The organism is Streptococcus mitis (assembly GCF_008763935.1).
Lineage (GTDB): Bacteria > Bacillota > Bacilli > Lactobacillales > Streptococcaceae > Streptococcus > Streptococcus mitis_DB.
Genome location: NZ_VTQF01000006.1, coordinates 17299 through 38973, shown reverse-complemented (window position 1 = coordinate 38973; position 21675 = coordinate 17299). Strand labels below are relative to the sequence as shown.

Here is a 21675-nt window from a genome sequence, read left to right as displayed (position 1 = left end):
CCTCCTCCTTTCCTCCAAAATATGCTATAATAATACCAAAAGATAAAGAAGGAAGTCTTATGATTAAACTACTAGCCTTGGATATGGACGGAACCCTCCTCAATGAAGCCAAGGAAATCCCACAAGCTCATATTACTGCTATTCACCAAGCTCTTGAAAAAGGTGTCAAACTGGTACTTTGTACGGGCCGCCCCCTTTTCGGTGTCCTCCCCTACTATAAAAAACTGGGGCTTGATCTCCAGAACGAATATGTCATTGTTAACAACGGTTGCTCAACTCACCAGACAAGTGATTGGAGTTTGGTTGATTGGCAAGAACTCAGTCCAGCTGACATTGAATACCTCTATGAGCTTACTGAAAAGAGTGAGGTTCAGTTGACACTTTTTGATGAGGAACATTATTTTGTCCTCGGAGGTAAGCCTAATGAAATCATTCAAAATGATGCTAAGCTAGTCTTTTCAGACCTGACTGAAATTTCCCTTGAGGAAGCGACTAGTGGCAAGTTTCGTATGTTCCAAGGAATGTTTTTGGGAACAAAAGAGCAAACAGATGATTTTGAGCAGCGTTTTGCTGAGGAACTCTGTCAACGATTTAGCGGAGTTCGTTCGCAGCCTGTTATCTATGAAGCCATGCCACTTGGAACGACAAAGGCTACTGCTCTTTCTCGACTAGCTGATATTTTGAATATTGAGCCTTCAGAAATTATGGCTATGGGCGATGCTAATAACGATATCGAAATGCTCCAGTTTGCAGGACTTGGGATTGCTATGGGAAATGCCAGCGATTATGTCAAATCCCTAGCTGATGACGTTACAGCCAGCAACGAAGAAGATGGCGTCGCGCGTGCGATTGAAAAATATATTTTATAATTAAGAAGCCCAGTTTGTGTCAACTGGGTTTTGATATTTAAGAATTCCTAAAACTTTAGAAACTCTTTAGAAATGCTTGAGCTTTCTTTGATTTCTATGCTTTATACTAAAGTTATCAAAATAAATCAAAAGGAGAGAATCATGAAAACAGTACTTGAGATTCATGGATTGTCCAAAAACTTTGCCAAACAAGCTATTCTTCAGGATCTTCATCTAACGATAAGAGAGGGAGATATTTATGGGCTTATAGGAAAGAATGGAGCTGGGAAGACTACCTTAATAAAAATCATTACGCAACTACTGTTTGCGGATAAGGGAACTGTTTCCCTCTTCTCCAGCAAAACGGAAAATGAGTGGACCAAGTCTCTATCTCGAGTAGGTTCAGTGATCGAATCACCTGTAGCCCATAATCACTTAACAGCCTATCAAAATCTGAAATATTACTGTATGATTCGTCATATTCCAAATGCTGATCAAGTCATTCGAGAAACGCTGGACTATGTAGGCTTGTCAGATACAGGTAAAAAAGTCTTTCGAGATTTCTCGCTAGGAATGAAGCAAAGACTTGGCATCGCCATTGCCCTTCTCTCCAAACCAGACTTCCTGATCTTAGATGAACCTATCAACGGACTTGACCCAATTGGTATCAAAGAATTTCGTCTGATGATTCAACGGCTCAATCAAGAAAAAGGAATCACCATTCTCATCTCTAGCCATATCTTGTCAGAACTCTATCTCCTAGCCAATCGTTTTGGTATTTTAGATCAAGGCAAGATTATTCGTGAAATCAGCAAAGCTGAATTTGAAACACTAAGTGAGGATTATATTGTCCTTAAGACAGTCGACCAAGAGAAAGCTTGTCAAGTATTGAAAGAACAAATCCAGCTCCAGTTCAAGGTTGTTAATCCTGAAAACGAAATCCATATCTTTGGTCAGGAACAAGATGTCAAACAGATTCTCAAGGAATTAACCTTGGCAGATGTTGCTATTGACGAGATTTACTATGCCCGTCAAAACCTAGAAGAATACTTCACTCAATTGGTCGAATAGGAGGAAAATCATGATACATACCATTCAAGCAGACTTTTACCGTCTTTTCCGTTCCAAAGGATTCTGGATTACAGAGTTCATTCTCTTTGTAATCATGTTAATGGGGGCTGTTTTTGGGGCTACTGGCCATCTAATGGCAATCAATACAGAAGAACCAGAAATTCCAACCCATGGTTGGGACGGTGTACAGGCACTTATTAACGCATCTAGTCAAGGTTCAAACCTCGTTTTTCTCTGTATCGTCCTAGCCTGCCTCGTTCTTGGAGTTGATTTAATCGGCAAACTCTATAAAAATAATTTAACAGTGGGTGTCTCTCGTACCGAGTTTTTTCTAGCGAAAGCCTTTGTATTGGCTTCTATTGCACTTTTACAAGTCATCATCAGCCTTGTGATTGCCTTTATTCCAGCAACGATCTTAAATGGATTTGGAACCATGCCTGATGACTTTATTGGAAATCTACTGATAACCATTTCCCTTCAATTCCTTTGCCTCCTTGCTTGGCTTTCCATTGTTTCCTTCATCCTCTATGTTAGTCATTCTTATATTGCGGTATTTATTGGTTATTTGGTCAGCTCTATCTTACTATCTATGCCAATGCTCATTTTTCCAAATATAAAAATTTTGCCATATTTATCATTGCAATTTTTCTATGCTATGACTGCTAATAGTGAGTCAATTCTCTACACACTTATAGTTAGCTTAGCTGTTATTGTAATCTTTAATATAGGTGGACTGACAGTTTTCAAAAAGAAAAATCTATAAAAATGACCTCCTCTAGCCTACAGAGGAGGTTTCTTTCGTTAAAAGTAAATGCAAACCGACAACCACTGTCCATCTGTGCTTAGTTTCATCTCTGCACCGAGAAGATGGCATAATTCCTCAGTGATATAAAGGCCTAAACCAGAGGATTCTTCTGTATCAGATAGATTTTCAGAATAAAAACGGTTGCTGAGATTTTCTATTTTTTTGATGGGTTGTTTGACAAGATTTGCAAGTTCTAGGACAAGCTGTTCTTTTTCTTTTCTCAAAGATAGACGCGCTTCTTCCTTGCCATGCTTGAGGACATTTCCAAGCAGATTTTGTAAAATTCTATCCAATAAGTCTTCATCAGTCCTCATTTTCAAACCAGCTTCAACCTTAAAATCAAGCGTGATATTTGCCGCCTGAAAAACATCATAATAAGCCAGAGTCTTTTTGGTGATAAAAGCTGAAAGATCCACTTCTTCCAGTTTCGGTTTGACAGCCCCTTCCATCAAACGACGATATTCTAGAAGAGCCTCCAAACGTTTAGAAACTAAATCAAGATGCTGGGCTATTTTTTGTAAGGTTTCTGATTTGTCTTCAGGAGATTTTATCAATTGTTGGGTGTAGCCTGACGCGATAGTCAAAGGGGTCCGAATATCATGAGCGATATTGCTGATGGCCATATCCAGAGTCTGCTTTTCCCTTTTCATAACCAGTCGAGATTGTTCCACTTCCTGAAATAAATTCTCAATCTGCTGGTAGAGTTGTAAAAAATGTTTGGAAAAAATGTTGACTCCGACTCTTTTCATACTACCCGTGAGAATCTTGTCTTCAATCTGTTGACTCAAGTTTTTAAGTGCTAGATGGTAGCGAATCAATGAAATCGATAAAATAATCAGGAGTACCAGTAGGATAAAGATTATCATGTAGGTCATTGCTTGTCTCCTTTTAATCTTACCCCAACTCCCCAAATGGTTTCAATATATTCTTGATTTGGGTCAAGCTGGTTTAATTTTTTACGAAGATTACTCAAATGCGTATTGAGGGTATTATCTCCAGGTAGGTAGCTATCCTCCCAGACCAATTCATAAAGTTCTTCCTTGGTGAAAATTTTCTTAGGATGTTTAAGGAGAGTTTGGAGAATCAAGCATTCTTTCTTGGCAAGGCGAATCGTTTCCTGACTATTTTTGATTTCAAAACTTTCTGCATCAAACTGGATATTTTTCAAGTTTTGTGGCAGATGTTCAGTTTTTTCTATTTCCATAGGCTGTTTTTCTACACTTTGGCGTAACTGAACAGTAACTCTGGCAAAGACTTCATCCAAATCAAAAGGTTTGACTATGTAATCATTGGCACCGTCTAAGAGGTATTGACTGATTAACTTCTTATCGCTCAAAGCCGTTAGCATAATGACTGGAGTTTGGCTTTGTTCCCTGATGTCTTTTAAAACCTGATCCCCATTTTTCCCAGGAAGCATGATATCTAGCAAAACGAGTTCAATCCCACCTTGGTCAAAACGCATGATGCCTTCAGTTCCTGAAAAGGCTTGAATCACCTCATGCTCCTCAGTAAGAAGTGTTCGCAAAATCTCTTGAATGTCACTATTGTCTTCAATAACCAATATCCTAGCCATAAATACCAACCTTTCTACAACTATTATAGCATGTTTTATTGATAAAGCTTAAACAGAAAAGCTCCTCGCATAAAAGCGCGAGAAAGCCTTAGAGAGTTAAAATATAAAATCCACTTGCTAGATGACCTAGTATCCTTATAGTTAAAAATAAGAAGTTAATCTAGCAGAATGAATCTCTCATTTCTCTCCTACTAGTCCGTAATGCGTTGATACATTTCGGGTCTTCTATCTCGAAACAAGCCCCAGTTTAGGCGTTCGCTTGCTCCCTTGTCTAGGTCATAAGTAGCTAACAGAACAGCTTCAGCTTGTCTTTCAGCTCGCTCTAGAATAGCTCCTGTTTCATCTGTCATAAAGGATGAACCGTAGAAGTCAAGACTGGAACTCTGTCCACCATTTTCCTCACTAGGAGTGACTTCTTCCAAGCCATAGCGATTGGCTGCAATAACTGGGACAATATTTGCTGCTGCGTGTCCTTGCATGGTACGTTGCCAATGACCACAACTATCTGTATCCAAAATCGGCTCTGAACCGATGGCTGTAGGATAAAAGAGCAATTCAGCACCATTTAACGCAAGACAGCGCGCTGTTTCAGGGAACCATTGATCCCAACAGATACCGATCCCAATCTTAGCATAGCGAGTATCCCAGACCTTGAAACCTGTATTGCCAGGCGTGAAATAAAACTTTTCTTGGTAATAATGATCATCTGGTATGTGGGTTTTCCGATAAACGCCCAGCACTTCCCCATCTGCATCAATGACGGCAATAGAGTTATACAAGACATTACCATCTTTTTCATAGAAACTAATCGGTAGAACAACCTGTAGTTCTTTAGCAAGAACTTTAAAATGCTGAATAGCTGTATTGTCTGTCACCGACTGGGCATGCTGGTAGTAGTCATACTGACGTTCCTGACAGAAATAGGGACGTTCAAACAACTCTGGTAAGAGAATGATTTGTGCGCCTTGTTCTGCAGCCTGACGTACTAAGCGCTCCGCTGTTTGAATATTTGTTGCCACATCCTTGGCGCATTGCATCTGAATGGCTGCAACTCTTACATTTCTCATCTTTTTCTCCTATTCTGGGATTTGTTGGGTGATACAGTGGATATTGCCACCACCTAAAAGAATATCTCTTGCTAGTATTCCGACAACTTTACGGTCTGGAAAACACTTGCTGAGGATATCTAAGGCCACTTGGTCATTGACATCTTGAAACTGGGGAACAAGGACAGCCTTGTTGGCGATATAAAAGTTTACGTAGGAAGCTGCTAGTCGTTCACCTGCGTATCGCTCTTCTTCTCCTTCTTCATAGATGTAGCCTGGCAAATCCTCATTAGAGACAACCTGATGAATAGCTGGGATAGGAAGCTTATGAATAGTGAAAGGGCGACCTTTTACATCTGTTTCTTGCTCTAAAAGTTCGAGATCTGCTTTTGACATGGCATACTGAGGATCGTTTTTGTCGTCTGTCCAAGCCAAAACAAGCTCAGCAGGACCAACAAAGGCAGCAACATTGTCAACGTGTTCATTGGTTTCATCCTGATAAATACCATAAGGAAGCCAGATAACTTTTTCAGCTCCAAGGCTCTCTAATAAGGTGTTTTCGATTTCCTCTTTAGTCAGATGAGGATTGCGACCAGAACTAAGCAAGCAACTTTCAGTCACGAGAATGGTTCCTTGACCATCGCTATGGATTGCTCCGCCTTCTAGGACAAAAGGTTTGGCATCGTAAACAGGCATTTCCAAGGCCTCAGCAAAACGACTGGCTACTTGGTCATCATCTTCATAATCTTGATAAAGACCATCAACAGCACCACCCCAAGCATTGAAAGACCAGTCTACTGCCAACTTTTCCCTTTTATCATTAAGGAGAATAGTCGGACCTGTATCACGCGCCCAGGCATCATTGGTAGGAATATCTAGATAAACAATCTTGTCTCCAAGATAAGATTGGGCTTCAGCTAAGTAGTCTTGGTCCACCAAAAGATAGACTCTTTCCCCTTCTGCTATGGTCTTAATAATCTGGCTAAATGCTGCTTTAGCAGCTTTTCCTTGAAAGGGCCATGAACCTGGTCGAGTCGGCCATATCATGAGGGTACCATGATGAGGTTCATACTCTGCTGGCATGCGATAGCCTAATTTTTTGGGACTGTCCATCATGATAATCTCCCTTTAAAATCTTGATATCCAAAGGCTTTGACTAAGCTGCAGTCACCCTGCTCGTCCATAAGATAGAGACTTGGCAAGCCAATACCGTTAAAGGTATTATTTTTGACAAATGAGTAAATAGCCATGTCTTCAAAATAAAGTCTGTCACCGATTTGGACTGGATTTTCAAAACTATAATCGCCAATCACATCACCCGTCAGACAGGTATTGGAAGAAAGTCTATAGGTATGGGCTTTTTCCTGAGCCTCAAATCCATTTCTCAAAGGTGGACGATAGGGCATCTCAAGTACATCAGGCATATGGCAGGTTGCAGAGGCATCTAAAACCAAGATCTCCATACCGTTTTCGACAATATCCAATACTTCAGTTGCTAGATAACCAGCATTGAGCGCAATGGCTTCACCCGGCTCGATATAGATTTCAAGATTGTAAGTTTCTCGTATACGCTTGATTTCTGAAATCAGCAAATCCACATCGTAACCTTCTCTCGTGATGTGATGTCCGCCACCCATATTGAGCCATTTGACCTCATGTAAGTACGAACCAAACTGCGCTTCTACTGCTTTCAAAGTTGTTTGTAAATCATCTGCCCCCTGCTCGCAAAGGGTATGAAAATGAAGACCGTCTACCAATTCCAGCAAGTCACTAGGAATCTTGTCTAGAGTAACTCCGAAACGGGATCCAGGGGCGCAAGGATCATAGAGAGCGTGATCACCTTGAGTTGAACACTGAGGGTTGAGACGTAAACCAACACTGACACCAGCCTCCCGACAACGGGCCCCATGTTTACGCAACTGTCTCTCAGAATTAAAGACAATGTGGTCAGTGATTTCAAGTAATTCTTCCATGTCTGAATCTTTGAAAGCAGGTGCAAAAACATGGACTTCACCAGGAAATTCTTCCCTTGCCAATTTGGCCTCATAAAGACCACTTGCAGTTGTACCAGATAGATACTGGCTAATCAAGGGATAGGTTTTGTAGAGGGAATATGCCTTCTGGGCAAGCAAAACCTTGCAACCAGCTTCTTCTTGTACATATTGTAGAATGCGGCAATTTGCTTCTAACTTGGCCAAGTCAATGACATAGGCTGGTGTTGGTACTTGTTCTAGCTTCATTAGTCCACCATTTGTGGATTTTCAACCACAACCCAAGGTAAACCATACTCATTCAAAGCTTCCATAAATGGATCTGGATCTAACTCCTCAAGGTTATAGACTCCAGCTTGTTTCCAAGTTCCGTTCATAACCAATTTTGTCCCAATCATGGCTGGAACTCCTGTCGTGTAAGAAATTGCTTGTGAACCAACTTCCGCGTAACATTCCTGATGGTCACAAACATTGTAGATGTAGATGGTCTTTTCAACACCGTCTTTAACACCTGTAAAGATACAACCGATATTGGTTTTACCAACTGTACGTGGGCCAAGGCTAGCTGGATCTGGAAGTAAGGCTTTCAAGAATTGGATTGGAACAATTTCTTGGCCATTAAAGTTAATAGTATCAGTACGAAGGAGTCCAACATTTTCAAGACATTTCATGTGCGTCAAGTAAGATTGACCAAAGGTCATAAAGAAACGAATGCGTTTGACACCTGGAATATTTTTCGCCAATGATTCGATTTCTTCGTGATGAAGGAGATACATGTCTTTTTGTCCAACTTGAGGGAAATCATACTCACGCTTGATAGACATGGCTTCGACTTCGACCCATTTTCCATCTTCCCAGTAAGAACCTGGAGCAGAAACCTCGCGTAGATTGATTTCTGGGTTAAAGTTTGTCGCAAACGGATAACCGTGGTCACCACCATTACAGTCTAAAATGTCGATATAGTGGATTTCATCAAAATAATGTTTAAGGGCGTAAGCTGAAAAAACGCTGGTTACACCTGGGTCAAAGCCAGATCCAAGCAGAGCGGTCAAGCCTGCTTCTTTGAATTTCTCCTGATAAGCCCATTGCCATGAGTAGTCAAAGTAGGCGGTAAAACCAAGTTCCTTGCAACGTTTCTCATAAATAGCACGCCATTCAGGATCTTCCGTATCCTCGGCTTCGTAGTTGGCTGTATCGATATAGTGAACACCTGTTGCCAAACAAGCATCCATAATGGTTAAATCTTGATATGGTAAAGCTACGTTCAAAACAGCTTCTGGTTTGTAGCTTTCAATCAGGGCAACCACTTCTTCTACCTTGTCAGCATCAAGAGCAGCTGTCTCAATTTTTGTACTTGTTTTGCCTTCTAATTTAGCCTTCAAGTCATCACATTTTGACTTGGTACGGCTAGCAATCATAATCTCTGTAAAGGTTTCACTATCTTGACAAATCTTTGAAATAGCAACTTGGGCAACGCCCCCACATCCAATAACTAATAAACGACTCATTTTTTTCCTTCCTCTTCTTCTAAAATGTCCTCAACATACTTGGGCAACATAAAGGCTCCCACGTGTAAGTTTGCAGTGTAATATTCTGTGAAAAGCTGGCGTTTTTTCCAGCCTTCCTTGTCAAAATCCTTGACAGGGTGGTATTTTTTCGATGCAAATCCAAACAACCAATAACCAGCAGGGCTAGTTGGGATGTGGGCCTGATAGACCCGACTGATTGGAAAGGCTTGATTGACCTTGCGGTGCATGCTTCGACAAGCTGACTCATCTTCGTCAAAGAAGGGACTACCATGCTGGTAAATCATGATGCCGTCTTCTTTCAAGGCTCTATAACTGTTGCCGTAAAATTCCTTGGTAAAGAGCCCTTCCGTATGTCCAAATGGATCTGTCGCATCGTTGATGATAATATCGTAGTCATCTTCACAGTTTCGCAAAAATCGTAGTCCATTTTGGTAGTAAATAGTAACACGAGGATCATCTAGCCCTGAAGCAAAATCCGGGAAATACTCACGACAAACCTCAACTAGCATCTCATCTGGTTCCACAATATCGATTTGCTCCAGTTCAGGATAGAGTGTTAATACTTGAGCAACACCACCGTCACCACCCCCAATAACCAAAACTTTCTTGGGATTGGGATGCACAGCCATGGGAACATGAACGGTCATTTCATTGTAGACAAAATCATCAGCATCTGAGAACAAGACGTGCCCATTTAAAATCAAAATCTTTCCAAAAGCTGGTGTATCCAAGACTTCGATATCCTGCCATTCACTTTTACCAGCGTAGAGTTGCTTGGCTGTTCTCAGGGACAATTTCACATCTGGAGTATGAACTTCAGAAAACCATAAATCCATCTAGTTCTCCTTTCTCTTAATGACGTTGATGTGATTGACCTCAGGATCTTCCGTCCCTTGGAGGGAACAACCACGTTCCTTGGCAAATTGGATATAATCGACAATTTCTCGTGTAATGCGTTCACCAGGAGCCAAGATAGGGATTCCTGGTGGGTAACACATAACAAATTCTCCACAGACTTGTCCAACAGATTCGTCTAAAGACAAACTTTTTCTCTCTGAATAGAAGGCTTCCTGAGGAGATAAAACCAACTCGGGCTGAATATATTCTCCAGCTATCAAGTCCTTCCCATCTCGTGAATAGAGTCTCTTGATATCTGCTAAAGCACCAACTAATCGTTCAATGTCTTGGATGCGGTCACCAATCGAAATATAGGCCAGGATGTTGCCAATATCACCAAACTCAATCTGAATGTCATATTCGTCTCGTAGGAGGTCATAAACCTCGATACCTGTTAAGCCAATCCCCTGAGTGTAAACTGACAGCTTGGTTACATCAAAATCACAGACCGACACACCATCTATTAACTCTTTTGAGTAAGCATAGTAACCGCCAATGGCATTGATTTCACGACGAGCGTACTCGGATAGCTCAATGACCTTCTCAAACGACTCTTTACCACGAAGAGCCAAGTTGCGACGCGAAATATCCAGACTAGCCATCAACAAGTAAGAGGCGGATGTTGACTGGGTCAGGTTGATGATCTGACGAACGTATTCAGGATTCATCTGCTCCCCGATTAAAAGAAGCGAACTTTGGGTCAAACTCCCACCAGACTTATGCATGGAAACTGCTGACATATCTGCTCCTGCATCCATAGCAGATAGAGGAAGTTTATCTGTAAAGTGGAGATGAGCACCGTGTGCCTCGTCTACTAAGACTTTCATTCCTGCAGCATGGGCCATCTCTGTTAGCCCCTTAAGATCTGAACAAATACCATAGTAGGTTGGATTGTTAATTAGGATAGCCTTGGCATCCGGATGCTCCTTAATTGCCTGCGCTACTCGGTCATTTTCAAGACCTAAAGCGATACCAATCTTAGGATCCACACTCATCTCGATATAGATGGGAATGGCACCACATAGAACCAGCGCATTGATAGCAGATTTATGGACATTTCGTGGCAAAATAATCTTATCTCCTGCCTTACAGGTTGACAGAATCATAGTCTGCACCGATGAAGTTGTTCCTCCAATCATGAGAAAGGCATGGCTAGCTCCAAAAGCATCTGCAGCCAGCTCCTCTGCATCCCGAATAATCGAAATGGGGTGACCAAGATTATCCAAGGGTTTCATGGAATTGACATCAATGCCTACACATTTTTCTCCCAACAGTTCGACAAGTTCTGGATTTCCCCGTCCGCGCTTGTGACCTGGAACATCAAAGGGAACAATCCGTTTCTTGCGTAGTTTCACCAAAGCCTCATAAATTGGGGCTTGGTTTTGATCTAACTCTTTCAAGACATACTCCTTTCCATATTTTTAGAACCTTATGAAAACTAAGGAACTAAAGGTTGACTCATGAAAAAAGAGCAGGTTTTCACCTGCTCTGCAATCTTCTGACGTTTTTATGTTTGTTTCTGTTGAGTATGTCTGTTCCCGATGTTTCCTAACTCTCTAGTAGCAAATATTACGTACTTTATTGATCGTTTCACAAGATGACGTGTGCTTTCACCACACTAAAATTTATGAATTAGGACAAGTGTCCTAACATCAACTTATAAAAGTAGGCTTTTAACCCTATCAATAATGTGGTTTTTCAACCACGCTTCGGCATTCAACCCTGCCTGTCCGTAGGCATTTTTTACTCGGGTTTATATTTGCTAGAAAACATCATCTCATTTTCTAAGCTTTATTACTATATCATACTTCCAACACTCTGTAAAGTACTTTTTTGAAAAAATATCTATTTTTGTTCGGAAAAATAATATTTTATATAGATTTGTATAAGTTGTATAATGTGAAAGCGGATATAAAAAGAACTAGTCCACTAGTTCTTTTTAATGTATCTTAACGAATCTTGTACTTATTTAATGGTAACAGAAAAACGATAGCCATTTAATTGTATAAATTTCACCAAAACGAATAAAGCAGTTCGTTTATTAGCATTGGCAAAAACATGCTTTTTTTCAAGCAATACAAGTAGCTCATTGAGAATAAGCGAGCCACTCATTAATCATACTAGCGATTTCTTTGGGTGCTTCAGTATAAACTTCATGGCTAACGTTCTCTAGAAAAATAGTATCAAAATAGTCTGGCAATTCTTTTAGGGTTTCCTCTCTCCATGTAGCTTCATTAGGATAGCGAGGACTAATAAACAAGGTATCTCCCACTTCTCTCTTAAAAGCTTGGATTTTTCTTCGTAGACGGAGTATCGCTTCTATATTTTCATAATTTATAGCCAACTCATATCTATTATACTCTGCATTCCAGTGATAGGACTGTCTTACAGCTTCCTCCATATTTTCTGACCAATGCTTTGCTTCAGATTTTTCTTTAGAAATAAGAACATCTAAGTCCGAAACAACTTGAGATTCAATATAGTTTTTTGTTTCCTCTAATTCCACATCTAAAGGTAAAATCTTATCTAAATCTAGATAGCCACCATCCAAAAGAATCAGTTTTGTCACTTCATAAAATTCCGATGCAAGATAACGCGCCAAATCTCCTCCAAGAGAATGACCTATCAGACAGATAGATTCTTCCTCTACAATCTCATTTTTAAACCATGATTTCAATTCTGTTTCATCTCGAAGATGCTTTTCATATGGATTTAGAAAGTAAACCTGCGAATCTAGTTCTTGAAGAAAATCCTTGCTATGATAGATATTGCTTCCCAGACCTCCAATAAAATATTTTTTCATTCTCTACTTAATACTATGCTTATTCATCTTTTGTTCAAAGATAGTTGTGATAATCTGACGCAATTCTTCGCGTTCTTTTTCTGGAATCTCACCACTTGTTTGAGCTGTAGCATAGAGTTCAGGGTGTTCAATTGAAATGCGTTTAATCGTACGTGTTGTTGCATGTTTTCTGACGAAAAATGGAATTCGCTTAATCAAGTCTTGTGGTACTAGAGCAAGAATCTTCTCAGCAGTTTCCTTGTCACTAATCTTAGACGTCGTAAGTCCCTTCTTAATCATTTCCTGTTCTTTTTCTGTAAAATCTTTTAATTCCATCTGATTAATCCTCCTATTTTCTCTAAGTTAGATTATATACTAATTGTAGCAAGACGACAAATAGTCTGTTTGTAAAGTCTTCTCTATACTACAACTTTCCTGTCGCTCATAATTGCTCTTTAATGAAAAATCACAAATCCTTTTGGAGAGATGACAAGCCGATTCTCAAATTCTTGGCAATTGCTTGCTAGTGCTACTGCTTCTTTCTCTAAAAGATAATCATCTTTTGATTGGTTAAATATAGCTTTGAGGACCTGTCCTTCGTATGTCCATTCCAAGGCTACTACATCAGCTTTAATTTCTTTTAGGCTATACTTGCCATGCTGAATGGTTGATGACACTTGTTTTCTAATATTAATCAGCTGCTTCATGAAATTCAGCATATCATTGTCACTTGATACACGTTCCCAAGGCATACAACGTCGACAATCTGGGTCTGGTCCTCCGGTTAAAGCTAACTCTGTTCCGTAATAGATGCAGGGTGTTCCCTTTTGTAAAAAGAGAAAGGCTAATGATGATTTAACCAGTTGAACGTCTTCATTTGCCGTCCACAAGATTCGTTCTGTATCATGCGAATCCAAGAGATTAAACATAACCTCTGAAATCTGCTGCTTGTAATACATAGATTGGCCATTGATTTCATCGATGAATTGGTCTGTCTTCTTAATTCCTCGTAAGAAATAGTCCTTGATACTATCAGATAAAGGATAATTCATAACAGCATGGAACTCATCTCCATTTAGCCAAGGCTGAGACGTATTCCAGACTTCTCCTAAAATATAAAGATCAGTCTTTTTAGCTAAAACTGCCTTGCGAAAATCCTTCCAGAATTGATGGTCAATCTCATTGGCCACATCCAAACGCCAAGCATCGATATCAAACTCTTCAATCCAATAAGTCGCAACCTTTAAAAGATAGCCCTTGACCTCTGGATTGGTTGTATTTAGCTTAGGCATATAGTCCTCAAAACCAAAAGCATGATAGGGTAAGTCTCTCTTATTAGCAAGTTTTTCAGTCGTCACTGGGAATTGTTGAATATGGAACCAATCTTTATAAGCAGATTGCTCACCATTTTTGACAACATCTTGCCATTGAAGCGATTGCGAACCAATATGATTAAATACAGCATCCAACATGATTTTCATGCCACGCTGATGCGCTTGCTCGACCAGCTCCCGAAATGTCTCCTTATCTCCAAAATGACGGTCAATTTCAAAGTAATCTGTCGTATTGTACTTATGATTGCTCGTAGATTCAAAGATAGGACAAAGATATAGTCCAGTAATACCCAAGTCTTGCAAATAATCCAGATGGTCTATAATCCCCTGTAAATCACCACCAAAGAAATTATCACTTCGAGGTGTGATAGAGGAATCCCAGTCTAAAGTCCCTTCTGGGTTTAATAAAGTATTTCCATTAGCAAATCTCTCAGGAAATATCTGATACCATACCGTATTTGAAACCCAGTCAGGAACCTTGCAGGCATCAATCTCATGAAGATAGGGCAACTTAAATCCGTTTCCAATGGCATGAAGATTTTCTAGAGAATTTTCCACACACCCTTTATCGCCATACAAAATACTTTGGCCTTCTGTATCCTTGAGTTCAAAGAGATACTGGATACGTGCAAAGTCAACTGACACTTCAGCCTGCCAATAATCAAAGATGGCGTCAGAAGTCAGCTTGGACATTTCCTTTGTATCTTGATAAAACTCCTCCATAAAGATAAAAGGGTCCCCATAATGCAAGATGATGCTTTCGATGTCCCCTCTCTTAGTTCGAATCCGAACATGAAGTTTCTTATCCTTATAAAGATAGGCGAACTCCGACTCAGACCTATGGTAAATAGCGCTTAATTCCATCAATTTGTCTCCTGATTTACTTGGTTGCATTTACAACGCAAACGTTTTTATAATTGTGATTCTAGTATACTACTTTCGTATTTTATTTTCAAGGCTTGTCCGTAGATTCTAGTGGTTTGGTTCTATAAATAAAAAAGCAGCCTGTCTTACAACTTGCTACTTTTCAAATGATGATTTACAAATATCTTTCCATCCACTCAATTTTTTTAAAATCCTTATTGTTATTGTGCTCATTTCGATAGGAATCTTGGGAAGAAGCCTTGTAAATACTTAAAAACTGTTCTAGATTTGGAATGCGAAAAGTGATGTTTTCGAGATGAATCAACTCTATATCCGATTCCGAAACTCCTGCAAAATCAGGTAAAGAATCGATACTTCCGAATTCAACACTCAGTCCATCTTTTTTGAATTCATGCTCATGAATATCTATTAAGTCATAGCCTAAGTGTTTCATCACTTTCATTATCTTGTCCCACTCATAAATTCTGAGATGATCAGGCGCTTCCCAACCTCTAGGATCACCAGGCACATGAATGTCAATGTCAGACGGCCTCCATTCTTCATTTGAACGGTATTCAAACCCCAAAGACCCCATGAGCGTCGGAGTGATTCCGATTTGGTTTAAATGAGAACAAATTATTCGAAATTCATCAAATAGAGAATTCATTCCTCCTCCAATCGTTGATATAGGACTTAATTTCGTTGTGAATAATAAACTAATTTTTACCTTCTACTCTTTCGGTTTTGAAAATACTTCTACTCGCTGAGCTAGGACTTTGATTTCTACAGGTAGGTTATCTGACTTATCACCGTCAACATCTGACTCCAATTCACTATCAGAAGAAATTTTAATATTACGAGCTTTGATATACTCGATATTATCATTTGCGACAACATCCCCTTTTAGTAAATCAGGAATAACGGATAATTTGGAGAATATAGAAGCATCCTTCAGAATCAAAATATTAGCATAGCCATCTTTGTTTTCTTCAAAGATTTTTTTATCAGCGAAGTAATTTGTCAAGAGAACCAACACATGGCTAGCTTCACCAACATAATTTCCATTTTCTGTCTCAACCTTAATGTTAAAGACCTGATCTGTCATGACAGACTTCATGGTATTTACAGCATAGGCTAAAATACCGAATTTTGTTTTGTCCTCGATTTCAACATTGTGAATCGCCTCAGGTAGAGAACCGATACTAAAGATATAACCAAAATAATTGTCATTCGCTTTTCCGATATCAATCTTATTGGTTAAATCAAAATCCAGTTCATCTATCGCGCCATCGATGTCTTGATTGATTTCCAACAGTTTCGTAATGAGGTTACCCGTACCGCCTGGGATAATACCCAACTTAGGAATGTAGTCTCTCTCAGCAATACCCGAAATGACTTCGTTGACAGTCCCATCTCCACCAAACACAACCACTGCATCGTACTGCTCACGAGAAGCTTCTTCAGCAAAATGTGTTGCATCCAGCGCCTTTTCGGTAATTTTGGTTTCCACGTGCTCAAAGTATTCTTTTACTTTATTCTCCAGCTTTTCTTTGTAATCCAAAGCCTTTTCGCCACCAGAGGTTGGATTAATAATTACCATTGCTTTTTTCATTAATTTTCTCCTTAATATTCGTTAAAAATATATATCTCATTATATGAAACTAAACGTATCCCTATTATACTACGAAAATACAGAAAAGAGAAATCTGACGTACTGGAGATTAATACGCTTTTATTCTATTTTCCCATCGTATAACTACATCCTTTAAGGATTCATCCAAGTAAGAAAAGGCCTTATCCTTTATCCAGTCAGGAATACCGTATGCCGCCTCGGCTATGCTACCAGTAATTGCAGCGAGAGTATCACTGTCGCCACCAAGTGAGATGGCATTTCTTATCGCATCTTCGAAGTCTCTACTTTCTAGAAATGCAATAATGGCCTGTGGTACGGTATCCTGGCACGTTTCATTGAAACGGTATGTAGGACGGATTTCATCTAAAGTTTGAGATAGATTGTAGCCGTATTCCTGCTCAATATAATCCTTAATCCGTCTTTTACACTCTGTAGGATTGTCATTGATTGGTTGCTCATAATCTCCGCAATAACCTCCAAAGTAATAACGACACAGAAAGATAGCATCAGCTGTAGCCATTGCACCTTTGATACCTTCTGGATGATTATGAGTTACCTCTGCAGAAAGACTCGCAAATTCCCTAGATGATGGCCACATTCCGGTTCTCGCACAAAAACCACAGTCCATTGTCCAAGCACATGGAGAAACACGCATAGCCGAACCATTCCCAAAGCTATTATAAGGCTCACGGTTATCGCTGTTTAGCCATGCATTAAACCGAGCACCATAATCAGCATCAGGATACATTCTACCATATTTCTTCATAGCATCAATGAAGTCGTCTTTTTGTCCCCCATTCATAATCGCCTCTGCGACAGCACAGGTCATAACCGTATCATCCGTGAAAAAACAATCCTCACGAAATAAAGGAAAATCCTTCGTTTTGATGTTGTTCCATTCGTAAACTGAACCTACAATGTCTCCAACAATTGCTCCTAGCATGGTATTCCTCCTTACAAACTATTGGTTGAGACTGACATTTCTACTTTTCATACTCGTCTATTCTATCAGCATATTCAGTCAAAAGTTTCTTTGAATAAATTTTTTCATTACTTGAATTTCTAACTTCTTTCCAAAGAATGGAAGCTACTTTTAGTTTATTCGAGCAGTTACGATTATTTTCGTCTGCACAGAAGTCCTTTAAAAATTGGTTCCATTGACAAACCGAATGGTCATACTTGGCATAATTTGAATCTCCATAATAAACTTTTAGCATATCTTGGATTGTAAAACTCAAATCATTTTCTCTTTTTACTTTTCTCCAAGCTGTCGCCATATCAGCAGTAAATTTAAAGGGCGAAACATCTGTTAAAGTTGAGAAATATTCTCTAAAGTGTGCATTAAAGGAGAATCCACATTCAAGCAAGGGTGTGTCCAAGGTAACGACTTCTACTCGTTTCTTTTTATTTTTTATTGATGATTTTTTAATCAAATTCCCCTTAAAGTACTGCTCAATAATATCATTGAGTTCCTGTTTTGTACCTCTATATTCAAGCCCTAATGACTTGCATATCTGTGAAAGTTCACTACGATACCAATAGTATTTATTAAACTCATCAAAGGATGCAATTTTATCAAACTCAGGTCTGCTTTTTATCAAAAAAACACCACCTTAAAACAAATTTAGATTGTCATATCGAAATAATGGAGTTTTAGTTTCATTGTTTTGACGTTTAACTTCGTTTCACTAACAAACTCACACAATCAGCTTCGGACTTACCGTATCATCAGTGAAAAAACAATCTTCACTAAATAAAGGAAAGTCCTTCGTTTTGATATTGTTCCATTCGTAAACTGAACCTACAATATCTACAATAATTGCTCCTAGCATCCGTTTCCTCCTTATGGCATTTCAGATTCGTTACACATTTCTAATGAATCACTCTTTAAAAATGGCACCACCAAATCAATCCACTCATAAGGCAGGTAAGCTGATAAATAACCGTGGTTATAACCCTTTGCTTCATGCAAAATTGTATTTGAATGTAGCTGATGAAATAATTTCGCTGATTCTTTCACACAGTTCAATTCTTTTTCACCATAGATATACAGAACCTGAGCCTTGCTAGCAGAAATCATATCTTTCAGCTTGTAATGCCCCATATAGGTTTTGTAAATGGTCACCAATGTTTTAATAGGCGTCCTTGGCAGATCCTCCAAATAATAAGCTTTTATTTCCTTTGGATAAGCTAGTTTAGGATAGAGTTTGTTCATCATGCTTAACTGAAGTTTGCAAGAGAATTTATTGAACATCAGTTTACCAAATAGAGACACTAGAAAGATGCTGATTTTAGCTAACCTTGGTTGAGGAATACAGAGGCTTCCGTCTATGATGGCCTTCTCAGCAATTTCACTGTCTAAAGACAAAAGCTCCATGGCAATTTGACCACCAAGTGAAACACCACCGATTGCAAACAATTTCCCACCACAGTTTGCTTTGATATAGTCTAGAATCTCCAAAGCAGAATCTTCAGTAGAAACATAATCAAGTTGATATTCCTCTCCGTGGCCATTCAAAGTGGGTAGAATAATACGGTATTCTTCTGACAGGATTCGTGCTTGACGAAGATAATTCCACCAAGAACTGCCACCACCATGTATCAGTAAAATAGGAGGCAAATTCTTATCACCAAATTCATGGAATTTCATGTTTAAACTCCTTACTGTAGGACTTTCACTAGCTAATTTTCCTTGTTCAATCAGCTCTTAAAAGCAGTACCACACACTCGACATAAAACGAGTGAACACTATGTATGCCAAGTGAACATGTATGTGGGAACATGTCTATAAACCTTTTGACGATAGCATAAGGTTATCGTTAAAAGGTATTACCCCGACAAACTGTGATTTACTCATTTCATTAAATCAGCTATTTCTTTCTTCCCATACGCCTTTACATTCTGAATTACATTCTGTTTCCTCTTGATTGATTCAAACAATGATATATCTAGTACATTTGCGAATTCTTCAAACTGAACCTGCCCGATTCTTCTTATTTCTTTAAGTTTCTCGGCATCTCTTATCTTTCTCTCTGCCTCACTTTTAGGGTATCCTTGCCCAAATGGCTCTGAGAAAAGAGCTTCTATTGTTTTTTCAAGATTTTCAGTACCTGACCATGTATAATCTTCACCTAATGGTAATGATATCGCATTTCCATTATTAATCTGAGCAAATAAATAGGCATCCTTCGGTGTAGGTGCATACCCGCAAATGACATCAGGCATACTATTACAAGCAAGCATCATTCCTTGTCCGGAAGAACAGCCCGTAACAACGAAATCAACTGTCCTACTTGCCAATAAGATACCTATAAGAATAGAAATTTCTATATACGAGTATTTTCCATTTTCTTCCATCGTACAGCCAAAATTTATAACCTCAGATTTCTTTGGAGCATACTTTAATACAGCATCATAGATTATTTGATTTTTGCTCGCTTGCGAACTTGCTTGAATAACTCCGATTCTCATTCTTCCCCCCCTTCAACTTCTAATTTAATTATTTCTTTTTCTTTGGTTTGGGTGCCGGTAATTCATTATATATTGAATTGAACAAGCCTTTATTTTCTACACTTCATTTATTCACTGGTTGCAACTTTTGACATCAAAACTACCGCCTCCACATGTCTTGACGGTTACTACCTATACTGTGAAACGAAATCAAAGCTGCTGAATATCCGTATTAAACTATTAAACGTAACTAATGCGAGTATTTACGGCTTCGTTAATATACAGTATTGTTACATCTATGCCAAGTTTCCGATAGTTAGTTCTTCTTTCTTTATTTAAATCTTTACAAATCCAACTAGCGAGAAGGGTTGTTTATCTCAAAACTCATTGAACCTTTGGTTCCTCGATTAGTATAATAATTTCCTTCTAGTTGATTTGGATTATCAATATCAAGAATTACCGTCCCATAATGTATAGGACTTTGCAATTCAGCCCTTGGGCTATTTAAATATGTATAAATTAATTTTTGTGTTCCATTATCATTGATAATTGATGCTGTAATGCTATGGCTCGAACTTTCACCCGTTTTAAACTTAACTTTAATAGTCGTAAATGACTGTTCAATAGTAAGTTCACAATTTCTTTCATTCTGATCATAGTCCGTCTTGAAACTACCTACATAATTCGCAAATAAAATTGGAACATTATGAATCTTAGATAGTAATGGCCACCGCCATGCTGTTTTTTCAAAAATAGCCATAATAATTGCTGTAACTGATATAGCTTCACCAATATACCCAATGGCTGAATATACCAATGCCAAAATATCAGATTTAAGATTCACTGCAATCTCTTGGCCACTTATTAACAATCTTAATAACAAGCAAATTGCAAAAACCCATATTGTAATATTCAAAAATTTTTTCTGCTGTTCATTCATAAGTTTTATTTATAATCCAAAAATTCAATCATTCTAACTAAAAAAGTTTTTGTATCCTGTAAATTCCATTTCTGCTCTGAACGAAAAAGGTAATACATTCCACTTACTTCAACCCAATTTAAATTCACTTGAGACACTATGTAATATAACGCTTGCTGTAACAACCCTGTGTAGCTATTACTATTGAAAAACATCTGTTCAGGTATATTCCAGACCAAACATTCTATCAAATATGAAGAAATGCGTTCGTTTGTCAATCCTAGCTCCTGCATCTCGTTCTTAATATGCTTCATAATCCTAACTAAATATTTATATTTATAGTGAGTAGATTTATTCTTAGAGATACCATTTTGTATATGAACTTTAGGATAATTAATTACTTCATAATTTCCGTTTGAGGTAAAAAATTTGATGCCTTCAACAAATTTTTCAGATGACCTGCTACCAATATATCTATAATTTCGATATTGAAAACATGGGACTACATCTGCATTTACGTGATATGAGTTAGAATTAATATTGATACACTTATTGCCAATAGAAACTGATTCTGCACCAAATTTTGAAATTAACGCTTTAATCACTTCGTTTTTAAATACATTAGCATTGGTGCTGCTACTAGAGTAATTATAGTCTAGGTCCGATAACCCATCTACATACTCACAATAAAATAAAGATTTCACCATGATACAGATATCAATGTCGCTATTTTTCTTTACATTCGTATTATTTGCATAAGAACCTTGGGCAAAAATTTCATATTCATACTTTGAAGAGAGCCCACTCCTTTCTATTGCATCTTTAATCATTCCAATAGTATTTTCAACCCGTGTTTCTTCAGTGGCAGATAACGGCTTAATCCATGATTGTAATGCTTCTTCAGAATATCTCATTATAAAACAACTCCATTTT

Annotated in this window: 23 protein-coding genes and 1 pseudogene; 3 read left to right on the top strand and 21 right to left on the bottom strand. The window is 38.6% G+C overall.

Annotated elements, in window-relative coordinates:
* Positions 1-59 precede the first annotated feature (59 nt).
* From F9B91_RS08880 to F9B91_RS08870, 3 genes are all read left to right on the top strand, one after another.
* Positions 60-869 carry a Cof-type HAD-IIB family hydrolase gene (locus tag F9B91_RS08880; RefSeq protein WP_150923037.1) on the top strand — a complete coding sequence of 270 codons (810 nt, stop codon included), beginning with the start codon at positions 60-62 and terminating at the stop codon, positions 867-869.
* Positions 870-1010: 141 nt separating this feature from the next.
* Complete coding sequence (locus F9B91_RS08875; RefSeq protein WP_150923036.1) at positions 1011-1919, top strand: ATP-binding cassette domain-containing protein; 909 nt, start codon at positions 1011-1013, stop codon at positions 1917-1919.
* A 10-nt stretch (positions 1920-1929) separates the two neighbouring features.
* On the top strand, positions 1930-2682 hold the full coding sequence (locus tag F9B91_RS08870) for an ABC transporter permease (protein WP_150923034.1): 753 nt from the start codon (positions 1930-1932) through the stop codon (positions 2680-2682).
* 38 nt (positions 2683-2720) lie between these two features.
* Here F9B91_RS08870 and F9B91_RS08865 read toward each other — a convergent pair whose 3' ends face one another.
* The 21 genes and pseudogenes from F9B91_RS08865 to F9B91_RS08760 form a co-directional block, all read right to left on the bottom strand.
* Positions 2721-3599, bottom strand: coding sequence for a sensor histidine kinase (locus tag F9B91_RS08865; protein WP_150923033.1), 879 nt, complete (start codon positions 3597-3599; stop codon positions 2721-2723).
* Positions 3596-4297, bottom strand: coding sequence for a response regulator transcription factor (locus F9B91_RS08860; RefSeq protein ID WP_150923030.1), 702 nt, complete (start codon positions 4295-4297; stop codon positions 3596-3598). The genes F9B91_RS08865 and F9B91_RS08860 overlap by 4 nt, the downstream gene beginning before the upstream one ends.
* 191 nt (positions 4298-4488) lie before the next feature.
* Positions 4489-5364 (bottom strand): N-carbamoylputrescine amidase, encoded by an 876-nt coding sequence (gene aguB, locus F9B91_RS08855; protein WP_150923028.1) that lies wholly within the window; start codon positions 5362-5364, stop codon positions 4489-4491.
* Between the two features lie 9 nt (positions 5365-5373).
* Positions 5374-6459: an agmatine deiminase gene (gene aguA / locus F9B91_RS08850; RefSeq protein ID WP_150923026.1), complete on the bottom strand. Its 1086-nt coding sequence runs from the start codon at positions 6457-6459 to the stop codon at positions 5374-5376.
* Complete coding sequence (gene nspC, locus F9B91_RS08845; RefSeq protein ID WP_150923025.1) at positions 6456-7583, bottom strand: carboxynorspermidine decarboxylase; 1128 nt, start codon at positions 7581-7583, stop codon at positions 6456-6458. Before nspC ends, aguA begins: the two co-directional genes overlap by 4 nt.
* Complete coding sequence (locus F9B91_RS08840; protein WP_150923023.1) at positions 7583-8842, bottom strand: saccharopine dehydrogenase family protein; 1260 nt, start codon at positions 8840-8842, stop codon at positions 7583-7585. The genes nspC and F9B91_RS08840 overlap by 1 nt, the downstream gene beginning before the upstream one ends.
* On the bottom strand, positions 8839-9699 hold the full coding sequence (gene speE, locus F9B91_RS08835; RefSeq protein WP_000366729.1) for a polyamine aminopropyltransferase: 861 nt from the start codon (positions 9697-9699) through the stop codon (positions 8839-8841). Before speE ends, F9B91_RS08840 begins: the two co-directional genes overlap by 4 nt.
* Positions 9700-11160 (bottom strand): aminotransferase class I/II-fold pyridoxal phosphate-dependent enzyme, encoded by a 1461-nt coding sequence (locus tag F9B91_RS08830; protein WP_150923022.1) that lies wholly within the window; start codon positions 11158-11160, stop codon positions 9700-9702. It abuts the gene before it with no gap.
* Positions 11161-11728: 568 nt separating this feature from the next.
* Positions 11729-11845, bottom strand: a pseudogene (locus tag F9B91_RS08825) (type II toxin-antitoxin system death-on-curing family toxin); the annotation flags it as partial.
* Position 11846: 1 nt separating this feature from the next.
* A complete protein-coding gene (locus tag F9B91_RS08820; RefSeq protein ID WP_150923020.1) occupies positions 11847-12563 on the bottom strand; it encodes an alpha/beta hydrolase in 717 nt (238 codons plus the stop codon).
* A gap of 3 nt (positions 12564-12566) precedes the next feature.
* Complete coding sequence (locus tag F9B91_RS08815; protein WP_000420557.1) at positions 12567-12878, bottom strand: hypothetical protein; 312 nt, start codon at positions 12876-12878, stop codon at positions 12567-12569.
* Positions 12879-12997: 119 nt separating this feature from the next.
* Positions 12998-14740, bottom strand: a complete 1743-nt coding sequence (locus F9B91_RS08810) for a glycoside hydrolase family 13 protein (RefSeq protein WP_150923019.1) — start codon at positions 14738-14740, stop codon at positions 12998-13000.
* A gap of 175 nt (positions 14741-14915) precedes the next feature.
* A complete protein-coding gene (locus F9B91_RS08805; protein WP_150923017.1) occupies positions 14916-15407 on the bottom strand; it encodes a phosphoribosylanthranilate isomerase in 492 nt (163 codons plus the stop codon).
* Positions 15408-15470: 63 nt separating this feature from the next.
* A complete protein-coding gene (locus F9B91_RS08800) occupies positions 15471-16352 on the bottom strand; it encodes a diacylglycerol/lipid kinase family protein (RefSeq protein ID WP_150923015.1) in 882 nt (293 codons plus the stop codon).
* Positions 16353-16461: 109 nt separating this feature from the next.
* Positions 16462-17316, bottom strand: a complete 855-nt coding sequence (locus tag F9B91_RS08795; RefSeq protein ID WP_150923013.1) for an ADP-ribosylglycohydrolase family protein — start codon at positions 17314-17316, stop codon at positions 16462-16464.
* Positions 17317-17356: 40 nt separating this feature from the next.
* A complete protein-coding gene (locus F9B91_RS08790; RefSeq protein WP_049487165.1) occupies positions 17357-17974 on the bottom strand; it encodes an SAP domain-containing protein in 618 nt (205 codons plus the stop codon).
* A 96-nt stretch (positions 17975-18070) separates the two neighbouring features.
* Entirely contained in the window at positions 18071-18205 is a 135-nt protein-coding gene (locus tag F9B91_RS08785; RefSeq protein ID WP_080976061.1) for an ADP-ribosylglycohydrolase, read from the bottom strand.
* An 11-nt stretch (positions 18206-18216) separates the two neighbouring features.
* The gene (locus tag F9B91_RS08780) at positions 18217-19023 is read right to left on the bottom strand and encodes an alpha/beta hydrolase (protein WP_150923011.1); all 807 of its coding nucleotides are present in this window, start codon (positions 19021-19023) and stop codon (positions 18217-18219) included.
* A gap of 203 nt (positions 19024-19226) precedes the next feature.
* Positions 19227-19844, bottom strand: coding sequence for an RpiB/LacA/LacB family sugar-phosphate isomerase (locus tag F9B91_RS08775; RefSeq protein WP_150923010.1), 618 nt, complete (start codon positions 19842-19844; stop codon positions 19227-19229).
* A 334-nt stretch (positions 19845-20178) separates the two neighbouring features.
* The gene (locus tag F9B91_RS08765; RefSeq protein WP_001005371.1) at positions 20179-20763 is read right to left on the bottom strand and encodes a hypothetical protein; all 585 of its coding nucleotides are present in this window, start codon (positions 20761-20763) and stop codon (positions 20179-20181) included.
* 5 nt (positions 20764-20768) lie between these two features.
* Positions 20769-21656 carry a nucleotidyltransferase gene (locus F9B91_RS08760; protein ID WP_001270697.1) on the bottom strand — a complete coding sequence of 296 codons (888 nt, stop codon included), beginning with the start codon at positions 21654-21656 and terminating at the stop codon, positions 20769-20771.
* Positions 21657-21675: the final 19 nt, after the last annotated feature.